At 68.3% G+C, this 25,248-nt stretch carries 21 protein-coding genes; 1 reads left to right on the top strand and 20 read right to left on the bottom strand.

From position 1 onward, the window contains the following. Positions 1–77 precede the first annotated feature (77 nt). From AB0N06_RS08400 to AB0N06_RS08365, 8 genes are all read right to left on the bottom strand, one after another. The gene (locus AB0N06_RS08400) at positions 78–689 is read right to left on the bottom strand and encodes a response regulator transcription factor (protein ID WP_358861936.1); all 612 of its coding nucleotides are present in this window, start codon (positions 687–689) and stop codon (positions 78–80) included. Further along, complete coding sequence (locus AB0N06_RS08395) at positions 686–1,864, bottom strand: sensor histidine kinase (protein ID WP_366133908.1); 1,179 nt, start codon at positions 1,862–1,864, stop codon at positions 686–688. Before AB0N06_RS08395 ends, AB0N06_RS08400 begins: the two co-directional genes overlap by 4 nt. Then, on the bottom strand, positions 1,861–2,616 hold the full coding sequence (locus AB0N06_RS08390) for an ABC transporter permease (RefSeq protein ID WP_366133907.1): 756 nt from the start codon (positions 2,614–2,616) through the stop codon (positions 1,861–1,863). The genes AB0N06_RS08395 and AB0N06_RS08390 overlap by 4 nt, the downstream gene beginning before the upstream one ends. Continuing rightward, entirely contained in the window at positions 2,610–3,548 is a 939-nt protein-coding gene (locus tag AB0N06_RS08385) for an ABC transporter ATP-binding protein (RefSeq protein ID WP_366133906.1), read from the bottom strand. Before AB0N06_RS08385 ends, AB0N06_RS08390 begins: the two co-directional genes overlap by 7 nt. Before the next feature lie 139 nt (positions 3,549–3,687). Continuing rightward, positions 3,688–5,811, bottom strand: coding sequence for a hypothetical protein (locus tag AB0N06_RS08380; protein WP_366133905.1), 2,124 nt, complete (start codon positions 5,809–5,811; stop codon positions 3,688–3,690). A gap of 175 nt (positions 5,812–5,986) precedes the next feature. Continuing rightward, positions 5,987–6,433, bottom strand: coding sequence for a DUF6113 family protein (locus AB0N06_RS08375; protein ID WP_366133904.1), 447 nt, complete (start codon positions 6,431–6,433; stop codon positions 5,987–5,989). Further along, positions 6,430–7,404, bottom strand: coding sequence for an N-acetyl-1-D-myo-inositol-2-amino-2-deoxy-alpha-D-glucopyranoside deacetylase (gene mshB, locus AB0N06_RS08370; RefSeq protein ID WP_366133903.1), 975 nt, complete (start codon positions 7,402–7,404; stop codon positions 6,430–6,432). The genes AB0N06_RS08375 and mshB overlap by 4 nt, the downstream gene beginning before the upstream one ends. A 115-nt stretch (positions 7,405–7,519) precedes the next feature. Continuing rightward, positions 7,520–7,714 (bottom strand): hypothetical protein, encoded by a 195-nt coding sequence (locus tag AB0N06_RS08365; RefSeq protein WP_358861943.1) that lies wholly within the window; start codon positions 7,712–7,714, stop codon positions 7,520–7,522. A gap of 204 nt (positions 7,715–7,918) precedes the next feature. Between AB0N06_RS08365 and AB0N06_RS08360 the strand changes: the two genes are divergently transcribed. Continuing rightward, positions 7,919–10,051, top strand: coding sequence for an alpha/beta fold hydrolase (locus tag AB0N06_RS08360; RefSeq protein WP_366133902.1), 2,133 nt, complete (start codon positions 7,919–7,921; stop codon positions 10,049–10,051). A 407-nt stretch (positions 10,052–10,458) separates the two neighbouring features. Here the strand turns inward: AB0N06_RS08360 and AB0N06_RS08355 are convergent, their stop codons facing one another. The 12 genes from AB0N06_RS08355 to typA form a co-directional block, all read right to left on the bottom strand. After that, positions 10,459–11,556 (bottom strand): dipeptide ABC transporter ATP-binding protein, encoded by a 1,098-nt coding sequence (locus AB0N06_RS08355; RefSeq protein ID WP_366133901.1) that lies wholly within the window; start codon positions 11,554–11,556, stop codon positions 10,459–10,461. Continuing rightward, positions 11,546–12,523 carry an ABC transporter ATP-binding protein gene (locus AB0N06_RS08350; protein WP_366133899.1) on the bottom strand — a complete coding sequence of 326 codons (978 nt, stop codon included), beginning with the start codon at positions 12,521–12,523 and terminating at the stop codon, positions 11,546–11,548. The genes AB0N06_RS08355 and AB0N06_RS08350 overlap by 11 nt, the downstream gene beginning before the upstream one ends. Before the next feature lie 13 nt (positions 12,524–12,536). After that, positions 12,537–13,511 (bottom strand): ABC transporter permease, encoded by a 975-nt coding sequence (locus tag AB0N06_RS08345; RefSeq protein WP_366133898.1) that lies wholly within the window; start codon positions 13,509–13,511, stop codon positions 12,537–12,539. Continuing rightward, on the bottom strand, positions 13,504–14,427 hold the full coding sequence (locus AB0N06_RS08340; protein WP_366133897.1) for an ABC transporter permease: 924 nt from the start codon (positions 14,425–14,427) through the stop codon (positions 13,504–13,506). Before AB0N06_RS08340 ends, AB0N06_RS08345 begins: the two co-directional genes overlap by 8 nt. Positions 14,428–14,518: 91 nt before the next feature. Beyond that, positions 14,519–16,150 carry an ABC transporter substrate-binding protein gene (locus AB0N06_RS08335; protein WP_366133896.1) on the bottom strand — a complete coding sequence of 544 codons (1,632 nt, stop codon included), beginning with the start codon at positions 16,148–16,150 and terminating at the stop codon, positions 14,519–14,521. A 245-nt stretch (positions 16,151–16,395) separates the two neighbouring features. Continuing rightward, entirely contained in the window at positions 16,396–17,544 is a 1,149-nt protein-coding gene (locus tag AB0N06_RS08330) for a dipeptide ABC transporter ATP-binding protein (RefSeq protein WP_366133895.1), read from the bottom strand. Next, complete coding sequence (locus AB0N06_RS08325; protein WP_366133924.1) at positions 17,537–18,583, bottom strand: ABC transporter ATP-binding protein; 1,047 nt, start codon at positions 18,581–18,583, stop codon at positions 17,537–17,539. Before AB0N06_RS08325 ends, AB0N06_RS08330 begins: the two co-directional genes overlap by 8 nt. 51 nt (positions 18,584–18,634) lie before the next feature. Next, complete coding sequence (locus AB0N06_RS08320) at positions 18,635–19,558, bottom strand: ABC transporter permease (protein WP_366133894.1); 924 nt, start codon at positions 19,556–19,558, stop codon at positions 18,635–18,637. A gap of 34 nt (positions 19,559–19,592) precedes the next feature. Next, entirely contained in the window at positions 19,593–20,519 is a 927-nt protein-coding gene (locus AB0N06_RS08315) for an ABC transporter permease (protein WP_366133893.1), read from the bottom strand. A 183-nt stretch (positions 20,520–20,702) separates the two neighbouring features. Then, positions 20,703–22,352 carry an ABC transporter substrate-binding protein gene (locus tag AB0N06_RS08310; protein ID WP_366133892.1) on the bottom strand — a complete coding sequence of 550 codons (1,650 nt, stop codon included), beginning with the start codon at positions 22,350–22,352 and terminating at the stop codon, positions 20,703–20,705. 544 nt (positions 22,353–22,896) lie between these two features. Next, positions 22,897–23,184, bottom strand: coding sequence for a hypothetical protein (locus AB0N06_RS08305; RefSeq protein WP_366133891.1), 288 nt, complete (start codon positions 23,182–23,184; stop codon positions 22,897–22,899). A gap of 110 nt (positions 23,185–23,294) precedes the next feature. Next, positions 23,295–25,166, bottom strand: a complete 1,872-nt coding sequence (gene typA / locus AB0N06_RS08300) for a translational GTPase TypA (RefSeq protein ID WP_366133890.1) — start codon at positions 25,164–25,166, stop codon at positions 23,295–23,297. Between the last annotated feature and the right edge of the window lie 82 nt (positions 25,167–25,248).

Below are 25,248 nucleotides of genomic sequence, written 5' to 3'. Positions count from 1 at the left end.
AGCTCCACCGATCCTGCGAAGCCGGAACTTCTCCAGGTCAGGGAGCGCCGAGGGCTGCCGCACGCCCGGGGCGGACGCTACAGCCAGCCCTTCTCGCTCGCGATACGCACCGCTTCCGCCCGGTTGCGTGCCGCCGTCTTCTGGATCGCTGTGGACAGGTAGTTGCGGACCGTGCCCTGCGAGAGATGGAGGGCTGTGGCGATCTCCGCGTTGGTGGAACCGTCGGCCGCCGTGCGCAGCACGTCGCGTTCGCGCTCGGTCAGTGGGCTCGCGCCGTCGGCAAGCGCGGCAGCCGCCAGGGTCGGATCGATGACGCGTTCGCCGGCGAGCACCTTCCGTACCGCTATCGCGAGTTGGGACGCCGGGGCGTCCTTCACCAGGAACGCGTCCGCGCCCGACTCCATCGCTCGGCGCAGATAGCCGGGGCGGCCGAAGGTCGTGACGACGACGACCTTCACGGCCGGGAGCTCCCGGCGCAGCACGCCCGCCGCTTCGATGCCGGTCATGCCCGGCATCTCGATGTCGAGGAGGGCGACATCGACGGCATTCTCGCGGGCCGCCGCGAGGACCTCGTCACCGCGGGCGACCTGGGCCACCACCTCGATGTCGGGTTCCAGGCCGAGCAGCGCCGCGAGGGCCTCGCGCACCATGGACTGGTCCTCGGCAAGGAGGAGTCTGATCATGCTCATTCACCGGATCCTAGGGCGGATCCGAGCGGAACACTGAGGGTGAGGGTGAAGCCTTTGCCGGAAACGGAGCTGGTGGCCCGGGTGGTCAGCGTGCCGTCGACGGTGGCGAGTCGTTCGCTGATGCCGGTGAGGCCGTTGCCCGGCTTCGTTCCGGAGCCGCCCCGGCCGTCGTCCTCCACCGTGAGTTCGAGGACCCGGCCGTCGAGCGTCTGCCGAGGGGTGAGCGTGACCGCGCAGCGGCGGGCGCCGCTGTGGCGTACGACATTGGTGACGGCTTCCCGCAGCGCCCAGGCGAGGACCTCCTCCGGCTTCTCGGGGAGCTCGGCGGGGGCGTCCGCCGGGATGTCGGCGACGATGCCCGCGGCGGCGAGTGCGGTACGGGCCCCAGCGAGTTCGCCGGGGAGGGTGGGCCGCCGGTAGCCGGTGACCGCACTGCGGACGTCCACCAGCGCCTGGCGGCTGACCTGTTCGATGTCGGCGACCTGGAGCGCCGCCTGGTCGGGGCGGTCGGGAAGCATCCGCCCCGCCAGCTCGCTCTTGAGCGTGATCAGGGAGAGGGAGTGACCGAGCAGGTCGTGCAGATCGCGGGCGAGCCGCAGCCGCTCCTCGTTGGCGGCGAGCTGGGCGACGGTGGCGCGGGCCTCGCGCAGCTCGATCGTCGTGCGGATCATCTGCCGTACGCCGGTCATGGCGAACCCGCCGAGCAGAGCGGGGAAGACCAGGGCGGTGATGACATCACGCGGATGGTCGCCGGTCAGGCCGATGCCGACGAGTACGGCGGTGACGACGGGGATCAGCCAGCCGGCGGTCCGCGGGGGCAGGGTGGCCCCGACGGTGACGGAGACGTACACGAAGAGGACCAGCCACGGGGTGCCCAGCGTCAGGGAGAGGACGGTTGCCAGGGCTCCGAGGAAGGCGACCGTCGCCCCGACCCGGCGGCGGTCCAGCGCCTTCGAGGTGTGGCGGAAGACCAGGACCAGGTACGTCCCGACGAAGACCAGCAGGCCGAGGGCGCCGAGCGCAGCGGCCCACGGGGTGTGGTTGCCATCGATGAGGTCCTTGACCGGGGCGCTCATGAACGCGAGCCAGATGCCGATCCAGAGCAGCTTGACGCCCACCTGACGGCGGTTGGTCGGCGAGCGCCCGATCCCCACGAACGTCTCGTCGTCGTTCACGCCTTCAGGGTGTCCTTCCGGTAGAGCCAGGCCGCGCCACCCGTGAAGAGCAGGAAGTAGGCGCAGAGGATGGCGACGTCCTTGGCATGCGGCGAGCCGCCCATCTCGACTGCCTGGCCAAGTGCAGCGTACGCGTGGGTGGGCAGCCACTCGGAAATGTTCTGGAGCCACTGCGGGAAGGTCGCGCTCGGCATCCACAGGCCGCCGAGGATCGACAGACCGAAATAGATGATCATGGTGATCGGGCGGACCGCGTCCCCGCTGGCGATGTAGCCGATGGCGACCCCGAGCGCGGCGAAGACCAGCGATCCGGCCCAGATGACCCCGATCAGCGCGAACCACTGCCAGGTCTCCATCCGTACGTGCTTGACGACGGCGGCGACCAGGAACACGACCACGATGCACGGCAGGGTGACCATCGCGGCGCTGGCGATCTTCGCCAGGACGTAGCCGCGGCTGGGCAGCGGGGTGAGGCGCAGCTGGCGGACCCAGCCCTTCTCGCGCTCCTTGGCGATGCGCTCGCTGTTACCCATGAGGACGGCGGTCAGCGCGCCGAAGGAGGCCATCGAGACCATGAAGAACGCCTGCATGGTCAGATCGGTGTGCGGGACCTTGTCCGTGGTGTTCCGGGTGCCGGAGATCAGCAGGTAGATGAACGACGGATAGATGATCGAGAAGAACATGAACTTCTTGTTCCGCAGGGTGCGGGTCACTTCGAGTTTGATGAGCGCCCACGAGAAGAAATTCAGCATGCGGTCCTGGCCTCCTCGGCCTCGGTGATGGCGACGAAGGCCTGCTCCAGGCCGAGTCCTGCGACTTCGAGTTCGCGCGGGTACAGGCCGAGTGCGTAGACCGCGTGGACGGTCGCGTCGGCGTTGTGCGACTGGATACGGACCCGGTTGCCGCTGACGTCGAGCACGGACAGGAACGGCAGGCCGCGCAGGGCCGATTCGTCGATCGCGCCCTCCAGTTCGAACGAGATCCGGCGGGCTCCGGCCTTCGCCTTGATCTCGGCGGCGGTGCCGTCGGCGAGGAGCCGGCCCTTGTGGAGGACGAGCACGCGGTCGGCGATCGCGTCGGCCTCTTCGAGGTAGTGGGTGGCGAACAGGACGGTACGGCCCTGCTCGGCCTGTTCCCGCATGGTGGCCCAGAACGCCTGGCGGGCGGTGACGTCCATGCCGGTGGTCGGCTCGTCGAGGACGATCAGGTCACTGGCCCCGGCGGTGGCGAGCGCGAACCGTACGCGCTGCTCCTGGCCGCCGGAGAGCTTGTTGACCATCCGGTCGGCGATCGACGCGATGCCCGCGCGGGCCAGCACGTCGCCGACCGGGTACGACCGCGGGTGCAGATCGCAGACGAGCCGGACGAGCTCCTCGACGGTGACGTCCTCCATCAGGCCGCCGGTCTGCAGCATCGCGCCGACCCGGCCCTTGGCGATCGCCTCCTGCGGGAACGCGCCGAAGAGCCGGACCGTGCCGGAGTCCGCGGTGCGCAGGCCGAGGAGCAGGTCGAGAGTGGAGGACTTGCCGGCGCCGTTGGGGCCGAGGAGCGCCACGGTCTCGCCGGGGTGCAGGTCGAGGGTGAGCCCGTCGACGGCGCGTACGTCTCCGTACGCCTTGCTGACCTGGTCGAAGCTGACCACTGCGGCGTGCGCGGTGGTGGCTTCGGTGGCTGTCGTTGTCATGCGCACAGCCTGGCGAAGCGGGGTGTCCGCCCGGCAGGGTCACGGGTCGTGAATCGGGGATGACAGATGTCATGCCCCACGCATGACGCCGCCCCCCGGAACGGGAGACGGCGTCATGGGGATCCGCGCTTCGGTGGTGCTATCCGTTGCCGTCGAGGGCAATGGTGGCGGTGCGCTCGGTGGGGGTTTTGCCGAGCAGCGCGGTCTGCATGGCGTGTGCCACGTCGTCCGCACTGAGCTGGTGCTTCTGGCCGTCACCCTTGGTGATCATGATGCCGTCGAAGACGCCGTCACAGAGGGTGTCGATCGCGGTCTTGTCGTAGACCTCGACCAGCCGGCCGTCGACCGCCTTCATGGAGAGGATCTGCGGCAGCGACTTTGCCGGTCCGAACTGGATCTGCTTCGCCCCCGCCTTGATCGTGATCAGGCCGGACATCGCGGGTTTCGCGAAGTCCTTCATCGCCCGGTCCAGTTCGGCCCGGGCGATGGTGGGCTGGCGGGTGGTGACGGGCAGTTGGACCGTGGCCGGCTTGCCCGTCTGCACCTGGGCGCGGTACGCGTCCCGCACCGAGATCATCGACCTGTTGACGTCCAGCGTCTTGCCCACCTTGCCGGGGACCGCGACGGCCCTGCCCGGCTCGAACTTGATCGTGCCGTCGTTGGAGGAGCCGGACACTCCCGCCAGGTCCGTCAGCGCGACCCCGAGCTTCTCCTCGTCGACCGGGATCACCGGGTCGGCCTTGCGCTCGGCACCGAAGAGGGAGCCGATCACGGAGACCGGGTTGTAGTCGCTGCCCGCGGCGCCGCGCACAGTCTCCACACTGTCCAGCGTGAGACCGGCCTTCTCCGGGGCGAGCTTCTCGTTCTTGCCGTCGACGGAGAGCTGGAGAGGGGTCTTGGCGCGCTCGCCGAGAGCCGCGTCCAGCTTGGCGACGGCCTGCTCCTTCGTGCCGCCGCCGATGTCGACGCCGAGGACAGTGGTGCCCTTGGGAACCTCGGAGTGGTTCATCAACAACCCCGCGCCGTAGGCGACACCGGCCAGGACGACGACGCCCGCGCCGAGCAGGACCGGCTTCGAGCGGCCCTTCTTCTTCGCGGGGGCCGGGGCAGGGTGGGCGGGCTCGGGCGTCCGCGCGGCGGGGCCGCCCGGTCCTGCCGGTCCGCCGCCCATCGGGTCGTTCGGGATCCGGGGCGACAGGTCGGCACGCGGACCGGGCCCCCCCGGGCCGCCCGCGTTCGAGAACGGGGACGGGGCGGCCGCCGAGCGGCGCTCCGGCGGGACGACAGGGATGCCGCTGTTGAGCGTCTCCCCCGAGACATGGTCGCCGGGGCCGGGCGGTGCGAACTGCGGCGTGAGGACGGCCGTGTCGTCGGACATCCGCGGGGGTACGCCACCGGGGGCGCCGGGAGCGGACGGTCCGCCGGGGCGCGTCTGGCCCGCACCCGGACCCGCCGGGCCGGAGCCGGGGCCGAAGCCGTCCGGTCCGCCGAGGCGAGGAGTCAGCGACGAGGTGCCGGTGACCGGGCCGGTCGTCGGGCCGGACGGGCCCGGCGTACGCACACCGAGATTCGGCGTGGCGCGAGGCCCGCCCGGGGCCGCGGAGTCGTCGCCGGGGCGGGGTGCGTCCTGGTCGCCGGTGCGCTGCGGCCCGTCCGAGAAGTACGGCAGATCGGCGCGCGGCGGGGTGGGAGCACCGGACCCGGCACCCCCGCCCGCACCGGCGGGTCCGGCAGCGGCGGCACTGCCGGCCGGGCCGGCCGCAGCGTCGACCACCGACGTGTTCGTCGGTGCCTTGCGCGGGGCGAACCAGTCGCTGCCGCTCTTCTCCTTGGCAGGCTTCTCGGCGCTCGGCTCCGCGCTCGCGGAGCCGTCTCCCCCGTCGGTGGCCGGTCCGCCCGACGCACCTGGCCCGCTCGACGCACTGGGCGCACCGCCGGACGCGGGTGCTCCCGGGCGCGGCGTGCTGACCGTGCGCTCACGCGAGGCGTCCGTGTCGGCGTCGCTCATCGGCGTACGCATCACGACCGGCGGGATGGGCCGCGAGCCGGGGATGTTGATCCGGATACGCGTCGTCAGCGTCGTCTCGGTCCTCGGCTCTTCGGACTGAGGCGGGCTCGCAGGCTCCGGGGTCTCCTCCGGGGCGTCCTGCGAAGGGTGCAGCGACGGATACTGGCGTGATCCGTACGGCGGCGTACCCGAGGGATACGCGGCTCCCCCGCGCCCCTGGGCGCCGGTGGACGAACTGTCAGTTTCACGACTCAAAGCAGGTTCTCCCGATTGGCTCCGCCGCCCGTACTTCCCCCATGCCGCAGGCCAGGGGACGGCTCGGCGCGCGAACCACCATACTGGCCGCCACCGACAGACACCCCGCGACCGGGGGAAACGACGGTGCGCCTCCCGGATGGACAGGGGGCATTACGGGATCGGACGTGGCACATTACTTGCCAGGTCGGCCGTTGTCGGCGCCCTGTTGGGGCGACCGCGACATGGTGGCACACATCACAGCGACGGCCATCCCTCCCAGCATGAAGAGGGTGAGCCCCAGTTCGTCTCCGAAGACGTAGTCGCCCTCCGGCCGTCCGCCGAGCAGAACGATGACCGAAATCAGCCAGCCCGCGGCGGGCGCGAGGGCGCCGGCCTGGGTCCCGATGAGCAGGCGGCCTCCGTAGAACAGTCCGGCGCAGGCCACCAGTGCGAGCAGCAAACCGCCCGGGAACCAGGCGGCTTGGACCAACGCTCCGGCGAGCCCGACGAGCGCACCGAGGACCGCGAGGCCCAGGTACGCCCCGACGCGGCCCGGTTTCAGGGGTGCGGCGAGACCGGTGGGCGCGGGCTCCCGGGGTGGGGTGCCGGTGCGGGGCCGACGCTGCTTGTCGCTGCTCATGACCGTGCTCCCGACTCAGCCCCTGGCACGTTCTCCGCACCCGATGCGCCCGATACGCACGATGCGCTCGGTACGCCCGGTACGCCCGGTACGCCTGCGAAGAGATCGTGTTCCCGTGCACCCTCGGGCGCTCCGGATGTTCCGCGTACCAACTCGTAGTACTCGGTGGTGAAGACGGGCTGACCCAGATCGTTCGAGAGGGCGAAGAACGGGCCGTCCACAGCGATCTGGGTGCGGTGTGCCCGCATCGCAGCCGTCTTGGCCCCCGCGTGGGCGGCACCGTTGATCTCCGTGGTGATCCGGGTGTCGTTCACCACACCCGGTACGTCGTCGATCGCGGCGATCCCCGGGAAGGCGTCGGGAGCCGTCGAGCGCAGCCGTGCGAAGGCGTGTTCGGCGACGGAGCGCGGCACCCGGTTCCAGTAGATCTTGTCGATGGCGTGCGGGGCACCGAGTCCGCCACGGTACGCGGGGTCGGCTGCCAGGTCCGCGGCGCGCATCGCGACGCGGTGCGCCTGGATGTGGTCGGGGTGCCCGTACCCGCCGTCGGGGTCATACGTGACGAGGACCTGCGGGCGTACCGAGCGGATCACCTCCACGAGGTACCCGGCGGCCTCGTCCACGTCCGTGTTCCAGAAGGCGCCGGGGCGGTGATTCTGCTCGGCACCCATCATTCCGGAGTCGCGGAACCGTCCGGGTCCGCCGAGGAAACGGTGGTCGGTGACCCCGAGCTCCTTCATCGCGGCAGCGAGTTCACCGATGCGGTGGTCGCCCAGGGTGTCGTCCCGGTCGGCCGCGAGATGGGCGAGTTCGGGCGGGATGACCTCGCCCTCCTCGCCGCGCGTGCAGGTCACCAGAGTGACCCGGGCGCCCCGGGCCGCGTACAGGGCCATGGTGGCGCCATTGTTGATCGACTCGTCGTCGGGGTGCGCATGCACCAGGAGCAGACGACGGGCGGGAAGGTCCGTCATGGGACCCACCCTACGAGCCGACTGCCCTGCGGGCCGACCACGGAGGGGGCCGGAGCCCGTCGCAGCCACGCCTGCCGGGCCCCGCGCGCCCGGCATGATCCGAAGGGGTCCCGGGTCAGAACCTGATGTCGCCGATCATGCCGGCCACATTCGTGGTCAGCTCCGAGATGGTGGGTGCCATGGACGAACTCGCGAGATAGAAACCGAGCAGCATGCAGACCACCGCATGTCCGCCCTTCAGTCCGGCTTTCCGGATCAGCAGGAAGACGACGATCGCCAGCAGCACCACCGCCGAAATCGAGAGTGCCACGGCGGTTCACCTCCATCAGTACGGTCGGGACGGGCAGCACACATGGAGCCAGCAGGTTCATACCCACCGAGCGCTATGGATCATAACTATCCGTGCCATCGCATTGATCGGGGCACAGCAGCACGAGGGGCGCACGACCGGACGGTCGGGCGCCGCATCCGGTTCCGTGGTTCCCGCTCCGATCAGGCCCTAGGGTTCGGGGGTATGACTTCGCAGAAGCTCTCGTTTCCCCGTCAGCACGCCAGAACACAGCGGTTCACCCTCGGTGCTCCGCGGGCGTTCACCGTCTCACCGGACGGGGAGCGGGTGATCTTCCTGCGGTCGGCCTCCGGCACGGACCGCACCAACCGGCTGTGGGTGCTGGACCTGGCGGACGGTTCCACGCCGAAGGAGCGGGTCGTCGCCGACCCCGAGGCGCTGCTGGGCGGTTCGGCGGAGAAGCTGTCCCCGCAGGAGCGGGCGCGGCGCGAGCGGAGCCGCGAGGGGTCCGCCGGGATCGTCGGCTATGCGGTCGACTCCGCAGCCGAGTTGGCGGCGTTCGCGCTCTCCGGAAAGGTGTACGTCGCCGAGTTGAGGGCCGGGACGGCCCGCGCGCTGCCGGTGCCGGGCCCGGTGCTGGACCCGCGCCCGTCGCCCGACGGGCGCCATGTCGCGTACGTATCGAAGGGCGCATTGCGCGTCGTGGGGGCGGAGGGTGACGGGGACCGGGCGCTCGCGGAGCCGGAGGACGCGCACGTCTCATACGGTCTCGCGGAGTTCATCGCGGCCGAGGAGATGCAGCGTTCGCGCGGCTTCTGGTGGTCGCCGGAGTCGGACCGGCTGCTGGTGGCAAGAGTCGACGACAGTGCGGTGAAGCGGTGGTGGATCGCCGACCCGGCACACCCCGACCGCAAGCCCGCCGAGGTCGCGTACCCGGCGGCGGGGACACCCAACGCGGAGGTACGGCTTCTGGTGACGGACCTGGACGGGGCCCGTACCGAGGTGGTGTGGGACCGGGCCCGGTATCCGTATCTGGCGCAGGTGCACTGGTCGTCGGACGGCGCCCCGCTGATCCTGGTGCAGGCCCGTGACCAGCGCAGTCAGCTCTTCCTCGCGGTCGACACGGAGAGCGGTGCGACGCGCACGGTTCACGTCGACGAGGACCCGGTGTGGCTGGACCTGTTCCCCGGGGTGCCCGCGTGGGCGCCGGACGGGCGGCTCGTGCGGATCGCGGACGAGGGCGGGGCGCGGGTCCTCGCGGTCGGCGACCGGCCGCTGACCGGGGCGCAGTTGCAGATCCAGGCGGTCCTGGACATCGGTGAGTCGGACGTCCTGGTGTCGGCTTCGGCGGGCGAGGACGCGGCGGAGCCGGAGATCGGGCAGAGCCATGTCTACCGGGTCAATGAGCTGGGCGTGGAGCGGCTCTCCGAGGGGGCGGGGGTGCACTCCGCGGTCCGGGCGGGCGAGGTGACCGTGCTGGTCTCGGCGTCGCCGGAGCGGCCCGGCACGGAGGTGCGGGTGCTCCGGAGCGGCAAGCAGGTCGCGACGGTCACGAACCACGCGGAGGAGCCGGTTCTGACGGCCCGGGTGCAGTTCACCGAGGGGGGCGCACGGCGGATTCCGTGCGCCGTGCTGCTCCCCACCGGCTATCAGGAGTCGGATGGTCCGCTTCCGGTCCTGATGGATCCGTACGGTGGACCGCACGGGCGTCGGGTCCTCGCCGCCCATAATCCGCACCTGACATCGCAGTGGTTCGCCGATCAGGGCTTCGCGGTCGTCGTCGCGGACGGCCGCGGCGCACCGGGGCGCTCACCCGGCTGGGAGAAGGCGGTCAAGAACAATTTCGCCCTCAGCCTCGACGACCAGGTGGACGCGCTGCACGCGCTCGCCGAAAGGTTCCCGCTGGATCTCTCCAGGGTGGCCATCCGCGGCTGGTCGTACGGCGGATACCTGGCGGCCATGGCCGCGCTCCGGCGGCCGGACGTCTTCCATGCGGCAGTGGTGGGTGCGCCGGTGACCGACCTGCGGCTGTACGACACGCACTACACCGAGCGCTATCTCGGCGATCCGGCCGAGCAGCCCGAGGTGTACGCGTACAACTCGCTCCTCACCGACGACGGGCTGTCCGAGGCCGCGGACCAGGTCCGGCCGATGATGATCATCCACGGGCTGGCGGACGACAACGTGGTGGTCGCGCACTCGCTGCGGCTGTCATCGGCGCTGCTCTCGGCCGGGCGGCCGCATGAGGTGCTGCCGCTGAGCGGGGTCACGCACATGACTCCGCAGGAGCAGGTTGCGGAGAATCTGCTGCTGTTGCAGGTCGACTTCCTGAAGCGGGCACTGGGGCTGGACAGGTAGGCGGGCGCTCCGCCCTCGGTCTCCCTCCGGGCTCGAAGGCCCTGAGGGAGCCCCTCGACGCCTTCCGACGGCCCGGCGGGCCTACCCAGCCCGGTGGGGGCTGGGAGGGCGGCAGGGGCCCGAACACACCGGGCTGCGGGTAGCCGCAGCGCCGGTCCTGGGCGGTGGGGGCGGGGTGTCGGAACCGGCCGGAGGGACATGACAGCCTCCCGGCCGGTTCCCGACACCCGCACGGCCGTACGTCGTCCATGCCGGCGCGTTCGTACATCGGACGCGCGACGGTCACGTTGCCCGCGCGTCAACGAATCCGGGGTCGCGTTCCCGGCCGCGGTCAGTCGGCGTGCGCAGCTCCGGGCGAGGGTGCCGGCCCGTCGCCCTCGCTCGTGCCGTCGTCGGGTGCAGCCGGCTCAGTCGTCAGGTGCAGCCGGCTCACCGGACCCGCCGGGCTCCTCCGGCGGCACCACCTGCTTCTCCTCCGCGAAATGGCACGCCGAATCGTGTGCTGCCGCGGTGTCCGTCAGGCGGAAGACGGCCGGGACCGCGAGCAGCGGCACCTCCACTGCGCACCGCTCCTGCGCCTTCCAGCAGCGGGTACGGAAGCGGCAGCCGGACGGCGGGTTGGCCGGGGAGGGCACGTCGCCGTGCAGGATGATCCGCTCGCGGTACTCGCGCGCCCTCGGGTCCGGCACCGGCACCGCGGACAGCAGAGCCTGGGTGTACGGGTGCGTGGGGTGATCGTAGATCTGCTCGTCCGTACCGATCTCGGCGAGCCTGCCCAGGTACATCACGCCCACCCGGTCGGAGATGTGCCGGACGATCGAGAGGTCGTGCGCGATGAAGACGTAACTCAGGTTGAACTCCGCCTGCAGCCGGTCGAGCAGGTTGATGACCTGGGCCTGTACGGAGACGTCGAGGGCCGAGACCGGTTCGTCGGCGACGATGATCTCGGGGTGGAGGGCCAGCCCGCGGGCGATGCCGATGCGCTGGCGCTGGCCGCCGGAGAACTGGTGCGGATAGCGGTTGATGTACTCCGGGTTGAGGCCGACCACATCGAGCAGGTCCTGCACCTTGCGCCGCCGCTCGCCCTTGGGCGCGACCTCGGGGTGGATCTCGTACGGCTCCCCGATGATGTCGCCGACCGTCATCCGCGGATTGAGCGAGGTGTACGGGTCCTGGAACACCATCTGGATGTTGCGCCGCACGGCCTTCAGCGCTCGTCCGGACAGCTTGGTGATGTCCTCGCCCTTGTACTTGATCGCGCCGGACGTCGGCTGTTCCAGATGGACGAGCATCTTGGCGACGGTCGACTTGCCGCAGCCGGACTCCCCCACGATGCCGAGGGTCTCGCCCACGGCCAGCTCGAACGAGACACCGTCGACCGCCTTGACCGCACCGACCTGCTTCTTGAACAGGATGCCCTGGGTCAGCGGGTAGTGCTTGACGAGGTCGATGACCTCCAGAATGGGTTCGCCGCCCGTGCGAATGCCCCCCTGTTCAGCGCGCATCGAGCGTCTCCTTCCAGAAGTAGCAGGCGCTCTCGCGGTGTTCGGCCACCTCGAACAGCGGCGGCACCTCGCCGCGGCAGATCTCCTGGGCCATCGGGCAGCGCGGGTTGAAGGCGCAGCCGGGCGGGATGCGCAGCAGGTTGGGCGGCAGTCCCTTGATGGCGTACAGCTCCTGGCCCTTCTGGTCCAGCCGCGGAATCGACTGGAGCAGGCCCTTGGTGTACGGGTGGGCGGGCGCCCTGTAGATCTCGTGGACGGGGGCCGACTCCACGATCCGGCCCGCATACATCACGGCGATGTAGTCGGCGACATCGGCGACCACGCCCAGGTCGTGGGTGATCAGGATGAGGCCCATGTTGAGCTCGCGCTGGAGCTCGGCGAGGAGGTCCATCACCTGGGCCTGGACGGTCACATCGAGGGCGGTGGTGGGTTCGTCCGCGATGATCAGCGACGGTTCCAGCGCCAGCGCCATGGCGATCATGATGCGCTGGCGCATGCCGCCGGAGAATTGGTGCGGGTAGTTCCCGGCCCGTTCCTTCGCGGCGGGGATGCGGACCCGGTCCATCAGCTCGATGGCCTTCAGCCTGGCGTCCTTGCGGGACGCCCCTCGGTGCACCACGAACATCTCGCCGAGTTGTTCCCCCACGCTGAGCACGGGGTTGAGGGAGGACAGGGCGTCCTGGAAGATCATGGCCATCTGCTGACCGCGGACCTTCCGGCGCTCCTCCGCCTTCAGTTTCAGCAGATCGCGGCCCTTGAAGACGATCTCGCCGCCGCTGATCTTCCCGGGCGGCATGTCGAGGATCCCCATGATCGCCTGCGCGGTGACCGACTTGCCGGAGCCGGACTCGCCGAGCACGGCGAGCGTCTCACCTTCGGCCACCGAGTAGTTGACCCCGTTGACAGCCTTGGCCACCCCGTCCCGGGTGTGGAACTCCACGTGCAGATCGCGCACTTCGAGCAACATCGCGGCGGGCTCCTCAGCGCAGCTTGGGGTCGAGGGCGTCGCGGACCGCGTCGCCGAGCATGATGAACGCGAGCACGGTGATCGCCAGCGCCCCGGCGGGCCAGAGCAGCATGTGCGGGGCGTTGCGGATGTACGGGGAGGCTGCGGAGATGTCGATGCCCCAGGAGACCGCCGGTGGTTTCAGTCCGACACCGAGGTACGAGAGGGTCGCCTCCAGCGAGATGTACGTACCGAGGGCGATGGTCGCGACGACGATGACCGGAGCGATGGCGTTCGGGGTGATGTGGCGGAGCATCATCCGGCTGTTGGAGGCGCCGAGCGCGCGGGCCGCCTGCACGTAGTCGTTCTGCTTGGCGGTGATGACCGAGCCGCGGGCGATACGGGCGATCTGCGGCCAGCCCAGCAGGACGATGAAGCCGATCACCGGCCACACGGTGGAGCCGGTCACCACGGAGAGGAAGACCAGACCGCCGAGGACGACCGGGATGCCGAAGAAGACGTCGGTGATACGGGAGAGGACCGAGTCCCACCAGCCGCCGAAGAAGCCGGCCAGCCCGCCCAGGATGCCGCCGAGGAGCGAGACCCCGAGGGTGGCGCAGACGCCCACGGTGACCGAGGCCCTGGCTCCGTGGACGGTACGGGTGTAGACGTCGCAGCCCTGTCCGTCGAAGCCGAACGGATGGCCGGGCTGGGAGCCTTCCTGGGCCTTGCCCAGATCGCAGTTGAGGGGGTCCTGGTCCGCGATCAGCGACGGCCAGATCGAGATGATCACCAGGAAGAGGATGATCAGGGCGGAGATGATGAAGACCGGGTTGCGGCGCAGGTCGCGCCAGGCGTCCGACCAGAGACTGCGCGGCTTCTCCGCGGGTCCCGTCCCCTCGGGGCCGCCCGGGGTCTTCTCCAGCGTCTCCCCTTCCTCGACCGCAAGGCCCATCCCCGCACCCGCTCCTCCCGCGGAGATCGCTTCGTCCGGCGTCTGCTCAGGCATAGCGGATCCTCGGGTCGAGTACGGCGTACAGGAGGTCGACGACCAGGTTGGCCGCCAGGAAGACGAGGACCAGGATGGTGACGAACCCGACGACGGTCTGGGAGTTCTGGCGCAGGATGCCCTGGTAGAGCTGGTAGCCGACGCCGTGGATGTTGAAGATGCGCTCGGTGACGATCGCCCCTCCCATCAGGGCGCCCACGTCCGTACCGATGAAGGTGACGACGGGGATCAGCGAGTTGCGCAGCAGGTGCCGGACGACGACCCGGCGCCTGGGGAGACCCTTGGCGACGGCGGTACGGACATAGTCGGCGCGGGCGTTCTCGGCGATCGAGGTCCGGGTGAGCCGGGTGACGTACGCCAGGGAGACGGAGGCGAGAACGAATCCGGGGACGAGCAGCTCGTTGACCGGCGCCTGTGGGGAGACGGACGGCTTGACGATGCCCCACTGGATACCGAGGAGGAGCTGGAGCAGCAAACCGGTGACGAACGTCGGGACGGAGATCACGACGAGGGTCAGGACCAGCGCGGTGGTGTCGGCGGGCCGGCCGCGCCGCAGGCCGGTGACGACGCCGAGGCTGATGCCGATGACGATCTCGAAAACGATCGCGACGATGGTGAGCCTGAGGGTGATGGGGAAGGCGGTGGCCATCAGCTCAGTGACCTTCTGGCCGTTGAACGCGGTGCCGAAGTCGCCGGTGAAGACATTGCCCATGTAGGTGACGTACTGCTGCCAGACCGGCTTATCGAGGCCGAATTCCGCGCGGAGTCGGGCGGCGGTCGCAGGATCGCACTGGCGCTCGCCGCAGAGACCCGCAATGGGGTCACCCATCACGTTCACCATGAGGAAGATCAACAGCGTGGTGCCGAAGAAGACCGGGATCATCTGCAGCAGCCGCCGGATCACATAACGTCCCATGAGGGGCTCCGGGGGTCGCGGGGGCAGTTGCTCGGGATGGGGAAGCCGGGTGGCCGGTGCGGGGGTGCACCGGCCACCCGGCTTCCGGGTCCTACTTGACCGTGATCTGCTCGTACACCGGGACGCTGAACTGGTTCAGGGAGACGTTGGTGATCCGGTCCGAGTAGCCGGCGCTGCCGTTCTGGTACCAGAGCGGGATGACGGGCATCTGTTCGGCGAGGACTCTCTCCGCGTCCTGGAACGTGGAGACGGCCTTGGCCTTGTCGGACTCGGCGTTGGCCTTGTCGATCAGCGAGTCGAACTGCTTGCTGCTCCACTTGCCGTCGTTGGACGAGGCGTTCGTGTAGTAGGTCGGCTGCAGGAAGTTCTGGATCAGCGGGTAGTCCATCTGCCAGCCCGCACGCCAGGGGCCGGTCAGCTTCTGCTGGGAGACCTGGCTGCGGAAGTCGGCGAAGGTGCCGATCGGGGCGCCGACGCAGGCCTTGTTGTTGCCCAGCGCGTTGTTGATGCTGTTGCAGACGGCGTCGACCCACTCCTTGTGCGAGCCGGTGTCCGCGTTGTACGAGATCTTCAGCTGGCCGCCGGGGATCCCGCCGCCCTCCTGGACCAGCTTCTTGGCGTCCGCCGCGTTGTACTCGCACGGGGCACCGCACAGCCCCTTCTTGAAGCCGCCCCCCTCGCCGAGGACCGGGGAGGTCCAGTCGGAGGCGGGAGTGCGGGTCTTCTGGAAGATCTGGCTGGTGATCTGGTCCCGGTTGATCGCCATCGACAGGCCCTGCCGGACCTTGATGCCCGCGGGGGTGTCCCACTTCTTGTCGTAGAAGGGGAAGGCGATCGTCTGGATGATGCCTGCCGGGGTGTTGATGTAGCGGTCGCCCAGGTCCGCCTTGACGTTCTTCAGCTGCGAGGCCGGTACGTCGTCGACGAGGTCGAGATTGCCCGCGACCAGGTCGGTGTAGGCGGTGTTGCTGTCCGTGTAGACCTTGAGGTCGATGCCGCCGTTCCGCGCCTTGTCGTCCCCGGGGTAACCGTCCCACTTGCGCAGGCTCATCACGGAGCCCTTGGTGTACGACTCAATGGTGTAAGGGCCGTTGCCGACGGGCTTGGACAGCCAGGCGGCGTGGTCGGTGAAGAAGCTCTTCGGCAGGGGCGCGAAGGCCGGGTAGCCGAGGGTGTCCGGCCAGAGCGAGAACTTCTGCGACAGCTTGACGGTGAAGGTCCTGGGGTTGACGACCTTGAGGCCGGACAGCGTGGCCGCGGAGGCATTGCCGGTGTTCGGGTGGACCTTGTCGTAGCCGTCGATGTAGCCGAAGAAGTAGGCGTTCTTCTGATTGTTCTTCAGCAGGGCACCGTAGTTCCAGGCGTCCACGAAAGAGTTCGCCGTGACCTTCTCGCCGTTGCTGAAGGTCCAGCCGTCCTTCACTGTGATGGTGAAGTTCTGCGAGTCGGTGGACTCGATCTTTTCGGCCAGCATGTTCGTGGCCGCACCGGTCTTCGGGTCGTACTTCTTCAGCCCACGGAAGACCATGTCGAGGACTTTGCCGCCCTGCACCTCGTTGGTGTTGGCGGGCTCCAGAGGGTTCTGCGGGTCACCCCAGGAGGAGCTCACAATCCCATGGGCGCCACCACCCCCGCCACCACCGCCGCCCCCGCCGCAGGCCGTCGCCGTCAGGGCGACGGCAACCGCGCAGGCGGCCCACTTGGCTTGTGTGGCTCCGCGCATGGAAAGCCTCCTTATCGGTCCACATCGCATGTAGCGCCAAATATCACCTCATCAAAAGATCAACGCATCAGCACGACAGCCGTCTGTGTTGCCCCGTCACCGGAACGGCCGCAGCAACCCGGTCGAAGTCCGGCACCTGGACATACGCCTGCCGGGACCGCCCGGAGTGACTGCGCGGGCACACGACAGGGCGCCCGGAACCGTGTTCCGGGCGCCCTGTCGTTGTTATGCCTGTCGAGGCAGCATCATGCCGCGCCGACGACGTTCTTCTCCTCGGCGAAGTGGCAGGCCGACTCATGCGCGGCCGCGGTCTCCGAGGCCTTGAAGCGCTCGGGGATCGCCAGCAGCGGCTCCTCCGTCGCGCACTTGTCCTCGGCCTTCCAGCAGCGGGTGCGGAAGCGGCAGCCCGACGGCGGGTTCGCCGGTGACGGGACGTCACCGGTCAGAATGATCCGCTCGCGGCTCTCGCGGGCCTCCGGGTCCGGAACCGGGACCGCCGACAGCAGCGCCTGAGTGTAGGGGTGCGTCGGGTGGTCGTAGATCTGCGTCTCCGTACCGATCTCGGCCATCTTGCCGAGGTACATGACGCCGACCCGGTCGGAGATGTGCCGGACGATCGACAGATCGTGCGCGATGAAGATGTAGGAGAGGTTGAACTCGTCCTGCAGCTTCTCCATCAGGTTGATGACCTGCGCCTGGACGGAGACGTCCAGAGCCGAGACCGGCTCGTCGCAGATGATGATCTCCGGATTGAGCGCAAGGCCGCGGGCGATGCCGATGCGCTGGCGCTGGCCGCCGGAGAACTGGTGCGGGTACCGGTTGATGTACTCCGGGTTGAGGCCGACGACATCCAGCAGGTCCTGGACCCTGCGCCGACGGTCGCCCTTCGGGGCCACCTCGGGGTGGATGTCGAAGGGCTCCCCGATGATGTCGCCGACCGTCATGCGCGGGTTCAGCGACGTGTACGGGTCCTGGAACACCATCTGGATGTTGCGGCGTACGGCCTTGAGCGCGCGCCCGGACAGCTTGGTGATGTCCTGGCCCTTGAAGAAGACCTCGCCCGCGGTCGCCGTCTCCAGCATCATCAGCACCTTGGCGACGGTGGACTTGCCACAGCCGGACTCACCCACGATGCCGAGAGTCTCGCCCTGGTGCAGGTCGAAGGAGATGCCGTCGACCGCCTTGACCGCGCCGATCTGCCGCTTGAGCAGGATGCCCTGGGTCAGCGGGAAGTGCTTGACCAGGTTGCGCACCTGCAGGATCGGCTCGCCGCGCTCGACCGGAGCGTTGATGGCGGCCACGGCCTCCTCGGCCGTCGCGGCATCCACCGTCTCGACCTCGGTGACGTTCGGCGTGGCGTCCATGGGCGCATCGGCCTTGTTGAGGTCAGCCATGGAGCTGCTCCTTCCAGAAGTGGCACGCGCTGCCGCGGCCGACCAGCTCGCCACCGTCGAGCTCGGTGACCGGCAGCAGGTCCGGAACATCGGTGCGGCAGATGTCCTGCGCCTTGGGGCACCGCGGGTTGAACGCGCAACCGGTCGGAATCTTCAGCAGGTTGGGGGGCAGGCCCTTGATCGCGTAGAGCTCCTGCCCCTTCTGGTCCAGGCGCGGGATCGAGTCGAGCAGACCACGCGTGTACGGGTGGGCCGGCCGCTTGTACAGCTCGCCGATCGGCGCGGTCTCGACGATCCGGCCCGCGTACATCACCGCGATCTTGTCCGCGACATCGGCAACCACACCGAGGTCGTGGGTGATCAGGATGAGACCCATGTTGTACTCACGCTGCAGCTCCGCCAGCAGGTCCATGACCTGGGCCTGAACGGTGACGTCCAGGGCCGTGGTGGGCTCGTCCGCGATGATCAGGTCCGGTTCCAGGGCCAGCGCCATAGCGATCATGATGCGCTGGCGCATACCACCGGAGAACTGGTGCGGGTAGTCGCCCACCCGCTGCTTGGCGGCGGGGATGCGGACCCGTTCCATGAGCTCGATCGCCTTGATCTTGGCGTCCTTGCGGGAGAGCCCCTGGTGCGCCCGGAACATCTCGCCGAGCTGGAAGCCGACGGAGAGGACCGGGTTCAGCGAGGACAGCGCGTCCTGGAAGATCATCGCCATCTTCGCGCCGCGCAGCTTGCGCCGCTCGTTCTCCGGCAGCTTGAGGATGTCCTCGCCATGGAAGAGCACCTCGCCGCGCGAGATACGTCCGGGCGGGCTGTCCAGGATGCCCATGATCGCCTGCGCGGTCACGGACTTGCCGGAACCCGACTCGCCGAGCACGGCGAGCGTCTCACCGGCGTTGACGCTGTAGCTGACTCCGTTGACGGCCTTGGCTATGTCGTCACGGACCTTGAATTCCACATGCAGATCGCGCACTTCGAGCAGGGGCGCGGTGCCGGCCGCCCCGGTGCTCGAGGTGGCCATGTCGACCGTGGTCATGCCGTCACCTTCGTCCTGCTTGCTCACATTGGTTCGACTCATGGGGGGACCTCACCGGAGCTTCGGGTCGAGCGCGTCGCGCAGACCGTTGCCGAGGAGGATGAAGCCGAGGCACGTGACCACGATCGCGATGCTCGGGTAGGTCCACATGAAGTCCTTGACGCCCATGAAGTCCTTGCCGGAGGCGATCATGTTGCCCCACTCCGCGACCTCGGGGCTGACGCCGACGCCCAGGTAGGAGAGCGAGGCCTCCGCGACGATCGCGATACCGACGTTGCTGGTCGCGTAGACCAGTACAGCAGTCAGCGAGTTGGGCAGGACGTGCTTACGGATGATCCTCGCCTTGCCGGCCCCCAGCGCGGCGGCGGCATGGACATAGTCCATCTCGCGCACCGAGAGGATCTGGCTGCGCACCAGTCGGGCGTAGGTGGCCCAGGAGAAGATGCCCAGCGAGAGCACGACGGGGAGCACGCCGCGTCCCATCAGCAGGATGATGACGATGGCGCCGATGAGCAGCGGGAAGGCGAAGAAGACGTCTGCGACGCGCATGATGATCGAGTCCGTGATCCGGCCGAAGTAGCCGGCCAGGGCGCCGAAAATGATGCCGAGCCCGGCGGCGACCAGGATCGACGTGACGCCGACGATCACCGCGATGCGGCTTCCGTAGATCAGACGGGACAACTGGTCCCGGCCGAGGGAATCGGTACCGAGAAGATGTGCGCCGCCGGGGGACTGCAGGGTTGCTGTCAGGTCCTGCTTCAGCGGATCGTGGGGGGCGAGAAGTGGCGCGAATATCGCCACCAGTATCAGGACGGTCAGGATGCCCAGGCCGACAACTGCCAGCTTGTTGGCGAAGAACCGGGCGCGGATGTCGGCCCACTGGCTGACCTTCGCGACATTCGGCTCGGCACCCTGTGCCGCCGCGGCGGGATCGGCCGCCGTCGGCTCCTCCGTGCCCGTGACGAGCTCAGTCATGGTGTGACTCCTAGTTCGGGACGACCCTGCCGGGTCAGGAGAGGCGGATGCGCGGGTCGAGGGCTGCATACAGCAGGTCGACGATCAGGTTCAGCACGACGAAGATCGCCACACTGATCGTCACCACCCCCACGATGATGGGGTTGTTGTTCTGCTGGATCGCCTGGATCAGCGCGAGCCCGATTCCGTCCCAGTTGAAGATCGTTTCGGTGAGGATCGCGCCACCGAGCAGGGTTCCGAAGGAGATGCCCAGATAGGTGATGACCGGGATGACCGAATTCCGCAGGATGTGCCGAGTGAGAATGGTCCGGCGGGGAAGGCCCTTGGCCACGGCCGTCTTGACGTAGTCGGCGCGCAGCACTTCGAGCATGGAGCTCCGGGCCAGCTGCGCCACCAGTGCGGCGTCGATGATGGCCAGCGTCATCGCGGGAAGGATCATCGATTTGAAGCTGCCGTCGGCGAGGAGCTCGAACCAGCCCAGCTTGATCACGAAGATGCTCTGCATCAGCATACCCAGAACGAACGTGGGGATACCGATGGCGGCGGTGGTGAAGAACGTCACCGACACATCCCAGACCGAGTATCTCCGCATCGCCGCGACGATGCCGGCGGCCATGCCGATGACGATGTCGAACACGATCGCCGTGACGGCGAGCTTGCCCGTGTTCACCAGCTTCGGCTGCAGGATCTCCGTGACCGGGCGGCCCTGCGTGAAGTCCTCGCCGAGGTCACCCTTTGCCAGCTTGGTCACGTAATTGCCGTACTGCACGACCAAGGGTTTGTCGAGCCCGTACCGCTCGTGCAGCTCCTTGATCACGGCCGGGTCGCGCGCCTTGTCGCTGCCCGCGATCTGACCCACGGGGTCTCCGGGGAGCACGAACAGGCACACGAACAGGACCATCGTCGCGCCGAGCACGACCACAACCAACTGGCCCAGCCGACGCGCCACATACCTACCCATGACTTGCCTTTCTACCTCACTGCCACACCTGAGCAGCCATCCGCGCCCCGGGTGGGGACGGGGTCGGGACGGGAGGGCGGATCGCACCGCTCCCGACGGTCGTCGGGGGCCGTGGCGAGCGAGCCCGAACTCGAGCTTGACGCCACGGCCCCCGGTTACGCCGCATTCACAAGCGGCGGTTGATCACTTCAGGCTGATCTCAGCGAGGTTCGGGTCCTCGTGGAAGTCCATCTTGAGGTTCGCCCACTTCTTGGTGTTGGCGAGACGGAGCTGAGTGCGGTTCCACAGCGGAATCAGCGCAACGTCGTCCATGGCGACCTTCTCGGCCTCCTTGTAGATCACGTTGCGGGCCGCCAGGTCCTTCTCGCCACGGGCCTTGGTCAGCAGGGCGTCGAACTTCTTGTTGCTGTAGCGGGCGCGGTTGTCACCGGTGACCTTGCCCGACGCGTCCTTGTTGATGGACGCGGTGTCGAGCAGCGGGAACAGGAAGTTGTCCGGCGTCGGGTAGTCCGCGCCCCAGGCGAAGCGGTACATGCCGGTCGCCTTCGGCTTCTGCTGGTCGCTCAGGAGCTCGGCGAAGGGCTTGCCCTGCGCGTTGACCTTGAGGCCGAGGACGTCCTTCAGTTGCTGCGCAACGGCCTGGATCCACTCTTCGTGGCCCGCGCCCGTGTTGTAGCCGATGTCGACCGTGGTGCCCGGCTTCAGGCCGGCCTCGGCGGCGAGCGCCTTGGCCTTCACCTTGTCCTGCTGGATGCAGGACTTGCAGAGGTCCTTGGTGTAGACGTCCGCGAAGGCCGGCGGCAGGATCGTCGTCGACTTGGTCATCGTGCCCTGGAAGACGCCCTTGATGATGGCGTCCCGGTCGATCGCGTACGAGACGGCCTCACGCGCCTTCGCCGACTTCAGCGGACCGTTGTCGGCGATCGGGAGGAGATAGTTCATGCCATTGGCGTCAACCGCGATCCACTCGCCCTGGGGCTCGTACTTGGCCTTGGCGGCCGGCATCTGCGGAACCGGCATCCGGGCCCAGTCGAACTGGCCGGACTGGAAGCCCTGGTACTCAAGGGTCACGCCGTTGCTCGAGTTCAGAATGCTGACCTCGACCTTGTCGATCTTCGCCTTGGTCAGACCGTAGTCGTCGTTACGAACGAGCGTGATCTTCTTGTTGTGCTCCCACTTGCCCTGCAGCTTGAAGGGGCCGTTGCCGATCGGGGCCACGTTGAACGCCGCGTTCTTGCCGTCACCCGCCACCTTCGGCACGGGGCTGAACACAGTGTGGGTGGTCTTGGTGTCGAACTCGAAGTCCGGAGCGGAGAGCTTCACCTGAAGGGTGTTCTCGTCCACGGCCTTCAGACCGGAGAGGGCGTCGGACTTGCCGGCCTGGACATCGGCGAAGCCATCGATGCCGCCGAGGTGGTAGGCCACGTCCGAGGCGGACTTCTTCTGCGCCACACGGTTCCAACCACGGATGAACGCCTCGGCGTTCACCGGCTCACCATTGGTGAACTTGGTGCCGGCCTTGATCTTGAAAGTCCAGGTCTTGCCGTCGTCGCTGACTTCCTTCGACTCGGCGAGCGCCGGGATGACCTTGCCGTCGGCCGTGGGCTCGTACAGGCCGGTGAAGAGGTTGTCCGTGACGAGGATGCCCTCGGACTCCTGCGCGTTGTACGGGTCGATCGCGACCGGCTCGGTGATGCCGAGCTTGAAGGTGCCGCCAGACTTGCTGGAACCCTCGTTCTTCTTGTCACCGCTGTCGCTGCCACCACAGGCGGTCGCGGCCAGCGCGATAACAATCGCCCCCGCGACCCACTTGGCGCTGTTGGCACCACGCATGGGTTTCCTCCTCATGAGTCCACTTGTTCACTGCAAGAGGGGGCAACCGATGCCGCGCCGACACCCCTGACGGCGAAGATCCGTTACCCCAGTGTGCTCGTGAGTCGGCGCTCCCCAAGGCGCGTGACCCATTGACCCGAGCTCAATGGAGCCAACTATTGAGTACAGCCAGGCTGTAAACCACACTTAAAGGGTCTCGGTTTGACAACATCAGTCGTGCGTGCGGCTCGAAATCCGGACAAAGTAATCCCAGACAGACACCCCTGAAACGGACTGTTAATACGCGATTCGGAGAGCGACGGTCGATAACCGGACGATCGAGCCACGAAACCGAGTTGACCGACCACGCCCGGAAGTGCCCGTACGGCCTCGCCGAGCACAGGACACCGGCCCGGCCCCCCTCCCTCACAGGGACGGACGCCGGGCCGTCAACTACGGTCCGCTCAACCCGGAGCCGCTACGGGCAGTACGCCTTGACCGCGCGCTGCACCGTGCCGGACTTGGTCTTCGTGACGCAATTGATGGCGCCCTCCGCCGACTTGCTTCAGCTGACCACCTTGCCGTATCCCATCGTGCTGAATCCCGTGCGACGGCCGTTGCAGGTCTTGGCCTTGTAGTAGCCGGAGGCCTTGTACGCGGCATGGAAGGCCACACAGGTACCCGACTTGTTCAGGTTCAGGGTGACGCTCTCGCTCTTCTCCCCGGTCTTCTCGCCGGCCTTTGCCGGCGTGCCGCTGACGTTCACGTCGAGGCTGGAGACGACCCAGGACGCCGAGTTGAGGGACTCCCGGGCGTCATGGGGGACGAGTGCACACATCACGATCGGGAACATGGAGCCGAAAGAACATTCCCTGTCGCACACAAGTGCTGAAGTGGCAAGAAAAGACCCGGCCCCCCGCACAGCGTGCGGGGGGCCGGGTCTCGAACCGGACGTGCGTCAGGTCAGCGCTTGGCGCGCGACGCGGCGCGGCCGCGCTCCTTCTGGTCCAGGACGACCTTGCGGATACGCACGGTCTCCGGAGTCACCTCGATGCACTCGTCCTCGCGGCAGAACTCCAGGGACTGCTCCAGCGACAGCTTCCGGGCCGGCACCACGTTCTCCGTGGTGTCCGCGGAGGCGGCACGCATGTTGGTGAGCTTCTTCTCCTTGGTGATGTTCACGTCCATGTCGTCGGCGCGGGAGTTCTCGCCGATGATCATGCCCTCGTACACCTCCGTGCCGGCCTCGGTGAAGATGACACCGCGCTCCTGGAGGTTGACCATCGCGAACGGCGTCACGGAACCCGCGCGGTCGGCGACCAGCGAGCCGTTGTGACGGGTGCGCAGCTCGCCGAACCACGGCTCGTGGCCCTCGAAGATGGAGTGCGCGATGCCCGTACCGCGGGTCTGCGTCAGGAACTCCGTACGGAAGCCGATGAGGCCGCGGGACGGGACAATCCACTCCATGCGGACCCAGCCCGAACCGTGGTTCGTCATCGTCTCCATGCGGCCCTTGCGGGTCGCCATCAGCTGCGTGATCGCACCGAGGTGCTCCTCGGGGGAGTCGATCGTCATGCGCTCGATCGGCTCGTACGTCTTGCCGTCGATCTGCTTGGTGACGACCTCCGGCTTGCCGACCGTGAGCTCGAAGCCCTCGCGGCGCATCTGCTCGACGAGGATGGCCAGCGCGAGCTCGCCGCGGCCCTGGACCTCCCAGGCGTCGGGGCGCTCGGTGTCCAGGACGCGGAGCGACACGTTACCGATCAGCTCGCGGTCGAGGCGGTCCTTCACCTGGCGGGCGGTGACCTTGTGGCCCTTGCCCCCCTTGCCGACGAGCGGCGAGGTGTTCGTACCGATGGTCATCGAGATGGCCGGCTCGTCGACCGTGATCAACGGAAGCGCGACCGGGTTCTCGGGGTCGGCCAGCGTCTCGCCGATCATGATGTCCGGGATACCGGCGATGGCGCAGATGTCGCCCGGGCCCGCCTTCTCGGCCGGCTTGCGGGTGAGCGCCTCGGTCATCAGCAGCTCGGTGATGCGGACGTTGGACATCGTGCCGTCGCGCTTGATCCAGGTGACGGTCTGGCCCTTGCGCAGCTCGCCCTGCTCGACGCGGCAGAGCGCGATACGACCGAGGAAGTTGTCGGCGTCCAGGTTGGTGACGTGGGCCTGCAGCGGCGCCTCGTCGTCGTACTCCGGAGCCGGGACGTGCGCCAGGATCGTGCTGAAGAACGGCTCCAGGTTCTCGCTGTCGGCCGGGACGGTGCCGTCCTCCGGCTTGGTCAGCGAGGCGACGCCGTCACGGGCGCAGGCGTAGACGATCGGGAACTCGATCTGGTCCTCGTCCGCGTCCAGGTCCAGGAACAGGTCGTACGTCTCGTCGACGACCTCGGCGATCCGCGAGTCCGGACGGTCCGTCTTGTTGATGCAGAGGATGACCGGCATCTTCGCGGCGAGCGCCTTGCGCAGCACGAAGCGGGTCTGCGGGAGCGGGCCCTCGGAGGCATCGACGAGCAGCACGACCGCGTCCACCATCGAGAGACCGCGCTCGACCTCGCCGCCGAAGTCGGCGTGGCCGGGGGTGTCGATGATGTTGATCGTGATCGGTTCCCCGCCGTCCTTGGGGTGATACTTCACCGCCGTGTTCTTGGCGAGGATCGTGATGCCCTTCTCACGCTCCAGGTCGTTCGAGTCCATCATGCGGTCGTCGAGGTGCTCGGCGGCGTGCGCGGCGAAGGCGCCGGCCTGCTTGAGCATGGCGTCGACCAGCGTGGTCTTGCCGTGGTCGACGTGGGCGACGATGGCTACGTTACGGATGTCGTGGCGCGTGGGCATGGGTGGCTTGCGCTTCTCTCGGATCGTGGGATCAGGCGTCTTAGTCGGTCTCAAGTCCTCGTACGCCCGCCGGGCGGACACG

The organism is Streptomyces sp. NPDC051020 (assembly GCF_040683105.1).
GTDB lineage: Bacteria > Actinomycetota > Actinomycetes > Streptomycetales > Streptomycetaceae > Streptomyces.
Note: the sequence above shows the minus strand (reverse complement) of the source record. Positions and strands in the feature narration are given on the sequence as shown.